10 protein-coding genes are annotated in these 8,516 nt (G+C 66.4%); all 10 read right to left on the minus strand.

Features of this window, described 5'->3' with window-relative positions; all coding sequences use genetic code 11:
• On the minus strand, nucleotides 1-224 hold a 224-nt coding region (locus G3N99_RS29040; protein ID WP_206124105.1), incomplete at its 3' end, for a hypothetical protein.
• Nucleotides 225-231: 7 nt separating this feature from the next.
• Nucleotides 232-729, minus strand: a complete 498-nt coding sequence (locus G3N99_RS29045) for a hypothetical protein (protein WP_174933079.1) — start codon at nucleotides 727-729, stop codon at nucleotides 232-234.
• Between the two features lie 406 nt (nucleotides 730-1,135).
• Nucleotides 1,136-2,116: a type II secretion system F family protein gene (locus G3N99_RS29050; RefSeq protein WP_206124106.1), complete on the minus strand. Its 981-nt coding sequence runs from the start codon at nucleotides 2,114-2,116 to the stop codon at nucleotides 1,136-1,138.
• A 36-nt stretch (nucleotides 2,117-2,152) separates the two neighbouring features.
• Nucleotides 2,153-3,130 (minus strand): type II secretion system F family protein, encoded by a 978-nt coding sequence (locus tag G3N99_RS29055; RefSeq protein WP_206124107.1) that lies wholly within the window; start codon nucleotides 3,128-3,130, stop codon nucleotides 2,153-2,155.
• 33 nt (nucleotides 3,131-3,163) lie between these two features.
• Nucleotides 3,164-4,531 carry a CpaF family protein gene (locus G3N99_RS29060; protein ID WP_174933085.1) on the minus strand — a complete coding sequence of 456 codons (1,368 nt, stop codon included), beginning with the start codon at nucleotides 4,529-4,531 and terminating at the stop codon, nucleotides 3,164-3,166.
• Between the two features lie 18 nt (nucleotides 4,532-4,549).
• Nucleotides 4,550-5,758 (minus strand): AAA family ATPase, encoded by a 1,209-nt coding sequence (locus G3N99_RS29065; protein WP_174933087.1) that lies wholly within the window; start codon nucleotides 5,756-5,758, stop codon nucleotides 4,550-4,552.
• A gap of 22 nt (nucleotides 5,759-5,780) precedes the next feature.
• Nucleotides 5,781-6,224, minus strand: a complete 444-nt coding sequence (locus G3N99_RS29070) for a TadE family protein (protein ID WP_011349884.1) — start codon at nucleotides 6,222-6,224, stop codon at nucleotides 5,781-5,783.
• Nucleotides 6,221-6,754, minus strand: coding sequence for a TadE/TadG family type IV pilus assembly protein (locus G3N99_RS29075; RefSeq protein WP_206124108.1), 534 nt, complete (start codon nucleotides 6,752-6,754; stop codon nucleotides 6,221-6,223). The genes G3N99_RS29070 and G3N99_RS29075 overlap by 4 nt, the downstream gene beginning before the upstream one ends.
• Before the next feature lie 13 nt (nucleotides 6,755-6,767).
• The gene (locus G3N99_RS29080; protein ID WP_206124109.1) at nucleotides 6,768-8,039 is read right to left on the minus strand and encodes a TadE/TadG family type IV pilus assembly protein; all 1,272 of its coding nucleotides are present in this window, start codon (nucleotides 8,037-8,039) and stop codon (nucleotides 6,768-6,770) included.
• A gap of 25 nt (nucleotides 8,040-8,064) precedes the next feature.
• On the minus strand, nucleotides 8,065-8,367 hold the full coding sequence (locus G3N99_RS29085) for a hypothetical protein (RefSeq protein ID WP_174933095.1): 303 nt from the start codon (nucleotides 8,365-8,367) through the stop codon (nucleotides 8,065-8,067).
• Nucleotides 8,368-8,516: the final 149 nt, after the last annotated feature.

An 8,516-nucleotide genomic window follows, 5' to 3' on the forward strand; every position in this document is an offset into this window, starting at 1 on the left:
TGTCGTTGCCTTCCGCCTGTTGCCCCATCGGGGTTCCTTACGTACGAATTACAGGGTGCGCAGGAGTCCGTGCGGAATTCTGCGAGCGGCAATGTAGCGCGCTGGATGATGAAACTCAAGGTATCGATGCGATTGATCGCGACCGGCGAAACAGTCGTGCGGATCGGATCTTTCCGCCGCATTTCAGGCAATGCGCGCCGCCGACCACCCGCGCGGCGAATCATCCCGGATTCAGATCAGGTGCCGGCCCGCCGCCGACTCGATCTCCAGCACGCGGCCGGAAATCGGCACGAACGCGATACGGATACGCTCGCCGTTGCGCAACTGCTCATAAACGGCCTTGTCGATCTGAAAGCGGCGGCGCGGCACATCGGGGCCGTCGTCGGCAACGTTCAGGTAGTAGCTCGAAATGCCGCGAAAATACCGCTCGTCGAGCCGGGCGATCGTCGTGTCGAGCACGAGCTTCCGGTTGGCTTTCAGGTCGAGCGAGACCTTGTGCTCGCCCCATCGGTAGATCAGGTACACGATCAGGCAGGCCGTCGCGATGATCAGCGCAATCCCGGCGAGCGTCATCAGCGGGTACGGCATCGGATGCGTGAGGAACGCACAGCCCACGGGAATCGAGGGAAACGCGAAGGCCAGCGCCAGGAGGAACAGGCCGCCGCCTCGGGTGCCGCGCAGCCGCACCCGCTCGTCGGGCTCCAGCGGTTCGATCGTCAACGTCGGCATGGTTTTCCTGTCGTCTCCCGACCGGGAATGGCGCGCGCCGCGCCGCGATTGCCGACCATGCTATAGCGCGGCGCCGGTCCTGTCATCGCTGTGATTGCGTCCGGGAGGCCGCTGGAGCGCCGGTCGCGATCCGCGACCTCCGCGCCATCGCGCACAACGCGATGCCGGCAAACTTCGCCGGCATTCAGGTTAGCAGTAGGGGGCAGCCGGTAAGGCGGTGGACTACGGCTAGTTCCATGGCCGACCATGGGTCCAGGATGCATTGACGCCGCTATGGTCAACCTGTCTCGCGACGCCGCCTGGGGAGGGAGCCTCCATGAAGCCTGTTACCGTGCCGGCCGGCGGGGGTGGCCGGCCGGCACGCAAAACCTCGATCGACGATCTCGGTGCAACGCCGGTGTGCCGCTCACTGCCCGATGCCCACGAACGTCGGCAACAGCACACGATAGACGTGGATCATGGCCGGCCCGAGCAGCACCAGCATCAGCGCGGGGAAAATGCAGAAGATCAGCGGGAACAGCAGCTTCAGCGCGATCTTCGCGGCCCGCTCCTCCGCGCGCATCCGCCGCCGCGTACGCAGCATGTCGGACAGCACGCGCAGCGATTCGCTGATGCTCGTGCCGAACCGGTCGGCCTGGATCAGCATCGCGCAGAACGACTCGATGTCCTCCACGCCGGTACGCAGGGCGAGATTGCGCAGCGCCGTCTCCTTCGTGAAGCCGGAGCGCATCTCGAGCAGCAGCAGGTCGAGTTCGCTCGCGACCACCTCGCTGCTGAACCGCAGCTCCTCGCTCACCTTCATCAGCGCCGCATCGAGCCCGAGCCCCGCTTCGACGCACACCGTCAGCAGGTCGAGCGCATCCGGGAAATCCTCGAAGATCTTCTGCTGGCGCACCTTGACCCGTTGCGACAGCACGATGTTCGGGATGTAGTAGCCGATCCCGGCGAGCGCGACGAGGATCACCGACAGGATCGCGCGCTCGTCGCCAAGCGACGTCGTGATCAGCACCAGCAGCGCCGCGCACGGCAGCCCGAGCGCGAGCGCCGTCTTCGCCGTGAAGTACAGCGCGGCCGCGCTCTGGTTACGCCAGCCGGCATTCATGAGCCGGATGCGCAGCGGTGAATTCTCCCAACCTTCCTTGGGCACCGACAGCTTCGAGATCGGGGTGGACAGCTCGACCAGCTTCGCGACCCAGCGCGACGCCATATCGTCGCCGTCGCCGGTGCCCGCCGCGCCAGTCGCGCCCGCCCCGGCCCCGCCGGCCTGCTGGAGCCGGCGCTGGATGCTGCGCGGCGCGAACAGCAGCATCCCGATGAGCACGCCGCCGGCCACGAAGATGAACAAGCCGCCCAGCATCACGGCCTGGACCACGCTCAGATTTTGCATGACAGCCTCGCAAGGGTTCGTTATTTGACACGCGCGTCAGACGCGAATGCGGACGATGCGGCGGATCCAGAACAGGCCGAACAGCATCGACACCAGCATCCCGCCGACCATCCTGATCCCCGCCGGATCCTCCCAGAGCACGGACAGGAATTCGCGGTTCAGCAGCGCCATCACCGCGGCGGTGCCGAACGGCAGCAACCCGAGAATCCATGCCGACAGCCGTCCTTCGGCCGACAGCACGCGCACCTTGTCGAACAGCTTGAAGCGCTCACGGATCAGCGCGGAAATGCAGTCGAGCAGTTCGGCCAGGTTGCCGCCCGTCTCGCGCTGGATCAGCACCGCGATCACGAAGTAGCGCAGGTCCTGCACCGGCACGCGCGTCGCGAGGTTCATCAGCGCATCGTGCAGCGACACGCCGTAGTTCACCTCGTCGAACGTGATGCGGAACTCGCCCCCCATCGGATCGGGAAACTCGTCGCCGACCATCCCGAGCGTGCTGGTGAACGAGTGACCGGAACGCAACGCACGCGCGATCATGTCGCAGATGTCCGGCAACTGCCGCTCGAGCTTGCGCATCCGCTTCCCGCGGCAGCGCATCACGTACATCATCGGCAGGCATCCGGCGAACAGCGCGAGCGGCAGCGCAGCGAGCTGCGGCAATGTCGCGAAGCTCAGCGCAAGCCACGCGAACGCGGTGAACACCGCGCTGAGCATGATCAGCTTCGGCAGCGTCCAGTCGAGACCCGACTGCTGGATCACGAGATCGAGGCGATGCACGCGCGGTATGCGCAGCAGCAGCCGGTCAAACGGCTTCGATTCGTCGAGCATCCGCTTCTTCAGGATCGACAGCCGTTCCTGCTGGACATTGCCGCCGGCCGACATCGCGCGAATCCGCGACTCGATCCGGCGCGCGGCAGAGCCGTGACGCGCGTTCCACCATTGATAGCCACCTTCGATCGCGAGGACCACCGCGACGAAGGTGAGAATCACAAAACCGTAAAAGATCGTGTTCATGAAGCCTCCCCGGCAGCGACCGGCGCCCTGTCGTCAGTTCGTCTCGTACCGCTGAGACGGGTCGTACAGCGAATCCGGCAAATTGATTCCGAATGCCTGCAGCCGCTCGACGAACTTCGGCCGCACGCCGGTCGCGCAGAAGTGGCCGCGTACCGTACCGTCGCGGTCCACACCCGTTCGCTTGAACGTGAAGATCTCCTGCATGTTGATGATGTCGCCTTCCATCCCGGTCAGCTCCTGGATGCTGACGATCTTGCGCCTGCCGTCGGTCAGCCGCGCCGCCTGCACGACCACCGAGATCGCCGACGCGATCTGCTGGCGCATCGTCTTCGGCGGCAGCGTCAGGCCGGAGACGCTGATCATGTTCTCGAGCCGCGTCAGCGCGTCGCGCGGCGTGTTCGCGTGGATCGTCGCGAGCGAGCCTTCGTGGCCGGTGTTCATCGCATTGAGCATGTCGAGTGCTTCCGCGCCGCGCACTTCGCCGAGGATGATCCGGTCGGGGCGCATCCGCAGCGCGTTGCGCACCAGCGTGCGCTGCGTGATCTCGCCCTTGCCTTCGATGTTCGGCGGGCGGGTTTCGAGCCGCAGTACGTGCGGCTGCTGCAGTTGCAGTTCGGCGGCATCCTCGATCGTCACGATCCGCTCGTTGCGCGGAATGAAGCCGGACAGAATGTTGAGCAGCGTCGTCTTGCCGCTGCCAGTGCCGCCCGACACCAGCACGTTGATCTTCGCGCGCGACAGCGCGTCGAGCAGCTCGGCCATCGGCGGCGTCAGGCTGTGGTAGCGCACGAGGTCGTCCATCTTCAGCGGGTTGACCGCGAAACGCCGGATCGACATCAGCGGCCCGTCGATCGCGGACGGCGGGATGATCGCGTTCACGCGCGAGCCGTCGGGCAGCCGCGCATCGACCATCGGGCTCGATTCGTCGATGCGGCGCCCGACGCGCGACACGATCTTCTCGATCACCTTCATCAGGTGCGCGTCGTCGTAGAACGTCACGTCGGTCAGTTCGAGCTGACCGAAGCGCTCGACATAGACCTGCCGGTACGTGTTCACGAGGATGTCGGAAATGGTCGGGTCACGCAGCAGCGCTTCGAGCGGGCCGAAGCCGAACATCTCGTCATACACGTCGATCGCGAGCTGCCGCCGCTCGATGTCGTTCGCGGGCAGCCGCTCCTCGTCGAGGATGCGCGTGATCAGCAAGCCGATCTCCATGCGGACCGATTCCTGCGGCATCCGCGACAGGCGCTCGAGCTCGACACGTTCGAGCACCGCCAGGTGGATTTCGCGGCGCAGCTTCTGGTATGCGTCGCGCACCGACGAATGCGCCGGGCCGGCCGGCTCGCTGCCCGCCGCCAGCGGCTGGGCCCGGTGCAACGACATCTGTTCGCGCAATGACATGATGGTTCCCCGAGAGAGTTACATGGACTTGAGCTTCGGCGTGGCCTTGCGGCCGAAAAGCCTGGACATCAGCGGTTCGCTGCTCGCCGCGCTGTGCCCCGCACGCACTTCGCCGTCGACGAGTTGTTTCGCGCACCCCTGCAACGCACGCACGACCGCGTTGCCGCGCGCAAGCCGCGACACCGGATGCCCCTGGTTGATCGCTTCGAGCACGGTGTCGGCGTCGTCGGGAATCGTGCAGGCCGCCTGCAGGCCGAGCACTTCCTCGAGCGCGGTCCGCGTGCGGTCGCTCGCGCGCGTCGCGCGGTTCACGATCAACCGCATCTGGTCGGTCGAGTAGCCGAGCGACACGAGAATCTCCAGCAGCCGACGGCCGGCGCGCACGTGCGGCATCGCGGGCTGCATCACGAGCTGGATCTGGTCGCTGCGATCCAGTGCGACCATCGACAGCGGATTGATGCAGACGCCGACGTCGAAGATCACGAAGTCGTAGCGCGGCGCAGCAACGCCCAGGATCCACTCGAGCGCGTCCTCGCGCATCTCGGCGGCCTTGACCGGGTCGCCGGCGCCCGCGAGCACGTGGAAGTTTTCGGTCACGTGCGCGACGCTCGCGTCGAGGAACGCGCTGTCGAGCCGCTCGATCTGCGCGCACAGTTGCGGCAGCGTCGACGGCGGGGTTTCGTCGCTGACGAGAAACGCCGCGTCGGCGAACTGCTGGTTCAGGTCGATCAGCAGCACGCGGCGCTTGAAGCCTTCCGCGATCTCGAAGGCGACATTGCTGGCCGCGAAGCTCGTGCCGGCCCCGCCCTTGCACGACATGAACGACACGATCCGCGTATCGTCGGTGTCGCGCCGCGTGCTTTGCGCGGCCGCGCGTTCGAGCGCATTGCCGAGCGCCTGCGTATCGAGCGGCCACTGCAGCACGTCGCGTGCGCCGGCGCGCATCGCGTCGAGCAGCACGTGCGGCGACGTGTCCGGCGTCACGAGGATGCAGGTCAGGCCCGCGTGCGCGCGGCAGATGCGCTCGATCGCCGACAGTTCGGACGGTTCGAGCGACGTGCCGTCGACCAGCAGGATGTCGAACGCGTCGAGCCCGTCGGTGCGATGTTCGATCTGCGACGGGCGGCCGGTCGCGCGTGTCGCGCGATAGCGTCCGCAGTCGGCCACGAGGCGCGCGATCTGCGTGAGTCGCGCGGTGTCGTCGGAAGCTACGAGGATGTTGATCATGTCGTGTGCCTCGCCTGTTCGATCAATTACAGTTGGCGCCGCCGGTCGCGGAGGTCAGGCTTTCGCGCGGCAGTGTCGTCGTGAACGGCGGCATCGTCACCGTGACGTTCACGAACGGGATCATCGTCTTGACGGTGACGTTCGTGACGCTGACGGTCACGAACGCGCACGAATTCACGTCACAGCTTGCGGGCGAGTAGTTCACCGATACGTTCGCGTTCGACAGCAGCGGCAGCAGCGATCTCACCCGCTTCACGACGCCGGCCGCATTCACGTCGCACACCACCGCCGTGCGTGCGCCGAGACGCACGGCTTCGCTCGCCGTGCTCCAGTAAAACAGCACGCGGCCGAATTCGAAGATGCCGATCAGCAGCATGATCAGCACCGATGCGATCAGCGCAAACTCGACGATCGCCGCGCCGCGTTGGGTGCGACGACGTGACAGGGGGACATGGCGCGCGCTCATGACACTTGCCTCATCACGGTAACGATGTTGTTGAAGGTGATCGACGGCAGCCCCGGGAACGCGGGGATCGGCTGGTACTGGTAGCCCTTGATCTTCACTTCGACGATGTTGATCGCGCCCGTCGCCGTGCCGCTCGCCGCGTTGTTGTTCGCGTCGTAGGTCGGCAGGTTCGCGAACTGCGACGGATCGGACCCGTCGCTGCAGCCGGTCGTGCGCTGCGCGTCGCAGATCGTCACCATCGACGTCGTGAGCCCCGGTACCAGCTCGGTGCCGGACGCGCCGCACGTCGTGCTGCCGTAGACGACGAGACACTGCGCCGCCGACACCGGATACGCGCTGTCGGTCGGCAACCAGACCGACAGGTAGCGCGCCGCGTCGCGCGTCGCCTTGGTCAGCGTCTCGAACTGGTAGATCGCGCGGCCGAACTCGGCCACGCCGGTCGCGAGCATGATCATCGGCATCAGCACGAGCGCGAACTCGACGGCAACGGCGCCACGCGTGCGTGAACGGCGAAACGGAGGCTTTTTCATGATCGTCTCCCCGCTATTGAACGAGCATCGGAACCTGGGTCCCCGACGCGCTGCCGCTGCCGGGCAAGCCGTGCGTCGCGCACGGATTGTTGCCGGAGACCGACGAGCCGAGGTATTCGAGGTGCGCGACGATACCGCCTTTGCCGGGACTGAACGGCACGGGGTCGAGCATCAGCACGCAATCCCACTGCGTGACGTGCACCTTGCCGCTGGCCCCGTTCAGCGTCGAGCAGTCACCTTCCGGCGCGAGCGCGACGCGGCGATCTCCGCCGGTGGTCTGGTAGGTGCTCGCCGTCACGGTGCCGTTGGTGGCGATCCCGCTGCCCGACGGCGGCGCGCCGTCGCCCTGGTAAGGCTTGAAGGTCGTCCGGTCGGTGACGAATTGCGTGTACGCATCGCCCTTGATGCCGGCCGTTCCGGGCGGTCCGTAGTTCGGCCCGACATACGCGTAGCCGGTGAAGTCGGGCTGGCCGCTCGAGCCGTTCGCGCCGTTCGTATAGATGCCGAAGCGCGTGTTCCAGGCTCGCAGCGATGCCGACTTCAGGCCCGTCGACCCGAGGTCCGGCGGACTCGTGATGTTGCAGGTGTTGCCCGACAGCTCGCTCGCAATGGTCGGTTCGTTCGTCGACCCGTCGAGCGCGGCCCAGCCGAAGTTGCCGGGCCCGTAGGTCGTCGACGAGCCGGACAGCGACGTGATCCAGTCGCCGACGTTGTAGGACGGCGCACCGGTCGCGCGGCATACGAATACCGGAATCGCGCAGGTCGTCTGCCCGCCGCCGACGGTTGCGATCGCGCTGGCCGACACTTCCGCCGCGTTCGCGAGCTTCGTGCCCGGCAGCACGTTCAGCACCTCGATGAACCAGTGCGCGATGTTGCTGAGCGTCGCGGTGCACTGCACGTACTTGATGCTCGACGGCGTCGTGACCGCGCTCTTCGTCAGGAATGGATCGGTCAGCGAGTCGCTGAACGTGACGTTCGCGTTCGTCGACATCTGCACCGACTTGTTCTGGAAAAACGCGAAATTCAGGTGGCCGGCGGCGATGCCGTCCGCCTCGGCCACCGACAGGCTGATGGCGCCGGTCAGGTCACGCGCAGCCGACAGCGCGCAGGCATCGGCGCTGTTCTGCAGTTCGCTGCGCGTGACGTACAGCTTGCCGAGATCCAGCGCGAGCCCGACGAACCCGATCATCACCGCCAGTGAAAGACCGACGATGATCGCGACGGCACCGCGCTGGCGATGCAGGCTGCGACGCATGACTTTCGGATGGCGAGCTGCGCTGTCCATGGCGTTCTCCCTGAGCGTGCCGTCGTTACTGGGTGGCCTTGCCGATGCCGATCACGAACGCATTGGCGGGCGGCACGGTTTGCTTGAACGACTTGTCGTAGTTGTCTAGCGCGGCCGCGGCGGCACCGCCGTCGACGCCCGATGGCGATGCCGACGCCGCGTGTTCGGCAGCATGCGGGTCGATGATCTGGGCCTGGGTCACGGCGCGGACCGAATCGCCGAAACGGGTGTCCCACACCGGGGTGGACGACATGCAGCCGGCAAGCGCGAACGCGAGCGGGACGGCGAGCGCCGCGCGGCGCACGAATACGAGGTAGGCGGATTTCATGAGCTTCCCCTTGGATGGTTTCAACGATCGGTAGATTCGGGTGCCGAGCTCACGCGCACGACCTGCGCATGGGCCACCGCCGGGATCCGCTGCTTCGGCTGCCCCGACGGCTGAGCCGGCGTGTCGGGTCCGGTCGCCGCCAGGCGGGC

This window comes from Burkholderia sp. Ac-20392 (assembly GCF_017104585.1).
GTDB classification, from domain to species: Bacteria; Pseudomonadota; Gammaproteobacteria; order Burkholderiales; family Burkholderiaceae; genus Burkholderia; species Burkholderia lata.

Coding starts and splice junctions, on each gene's coding strand:
- G3N99_RS29045 (WP_174933079.1), bottom strand. CDS start 729: ATGCCGACGTTGACGATCGAACCGCTGGAGCCCGACGAGCGGGTGCGG.
- G3N99_RS29050 (WP_206124106.1), bottom strand. CDS start 2,116: ATGCAAAATCTGAGCGTGGTCCAGGCCGTGATGCTGGGCGGCTTGTTC.
- G3N99_RS29055 (WP_206124107.1), bottom strand. CDS start 3,130: ATGAACACGATCTTTTACGGTTTTGTGATTCTCACCTTCGTCGCGGTG.
- G3N99_RS29060 (WP_174933085.1), bottom strand. CDS start 4,531: ATGTCATTGCGCGAACAGATGTCGTTGCACCGGGCCCAGCCGCTGGCG.
- G3N99_RS29065 (WP_174933087.1), bottom strand. CDS start 5,758: ATGATCAACATCCTCGTAGCTTCCGACGACACCGCGCGACTCACGCAG.
- G3N99_RS29070 (WP_011349884.1), bottom strand. CDS start 6,224: ATGAGCGCGCGCCATGTCCCCCTGTCACGTCGTCGCACCCAACGCGGC.
- G3N99_RS29075 (WP_206124108.1), bottom strand. CDS start 6,754: ATGAAAAAGCCTCCGTTTCGCCGTTCACGCACGCGTGGCGCCGTTGCC.
- G3N99_RS29080 (WP_206124109.1), bottom strand. CDS start 8,039: ATGGACAGCGCAGCTCGCCATCCGAAAGTCATGCGTCGCAGCCTGCAT.
- G3N99_RS29085 (WP_174933095.1), bottom strand. CDS start 8,367: ATGAAATCCGCCTACCTCGTATTCGTGCGCCGCGCGGCGCTCGCCGTC.